Genomic DNA, 607 nt, shown 5'->3' on the forward strand with positions numbered 1-607 from the left:
GGTGGCGAACCGGAGCCGCGCGACTACGGCCGCATGCTGGCCGACGCCGCCCTGCTGCTGTTGCTGGCCACGGTCGGCATCCTGCAGCGCACCCATGAAACCACGGTGGTGCCCGCCATCATGGCGTGCCAGGCGCTGGCCTTCTATTCGCTGGCGCGCACCGTGGACCGCCCCGTCACCGGCTCGACCACGCTGGGCATCGCATTGGCGGCCAGCTTCCTCACGCGCGGCTGGATCGGCGCCCTGCCGATCATGGTCGCCGCCCTGCTCGCGTTCTATCCGCGCGGGCCGCTCTGGAAATGCAAGCGCTGGCTGCCCTGGGCCGCGCTGGTCGCCGCCTTGCGCGGGCACAACCTGCCCCCTATCGGCGTGGTGGCCGAAGGCGCCAACCTGGCCGCGGCCCGCGCCGCCGGCCTGACGCCGGTGGAGCTGTCGACCCCGGCCGCGCGTCCGGCACAGGTGATCGACACCGCGCCGCCCAACGACGTCGCCACGCCGGTGCCGTCGGTGCCGGCCGCCGCCGTCGAGATCGCGCCCGCCCCCACGCCCGCCGCCGAAGCGCCGGCCGATAAGGCAACGGAAAAGGCAACCGAAAAGACGGCCGATC

Annotated in this window: 1 protein-coding gene; it reads left to right on the forward strand. The window is 73.8% G+C overall.

The window, feature by feature from the left end; genetic code table 11:
• A partial coding sequence (locus DNK89_RS24875; RefSeq protein WP_370220974.1) for an ArnT family glycosyltransferase occupies positions 1-607 on the forward strand: 607 nt, incomplete at both ends.

Source organism: Acidovorax sp. ST3, from assembly GCF_003231145.1.
GTDB lineage: Bacteria > Pseudomonadota > Gammaproteobacteria > Burkholderiales > Burkholderiaceae_C > Acidovorax.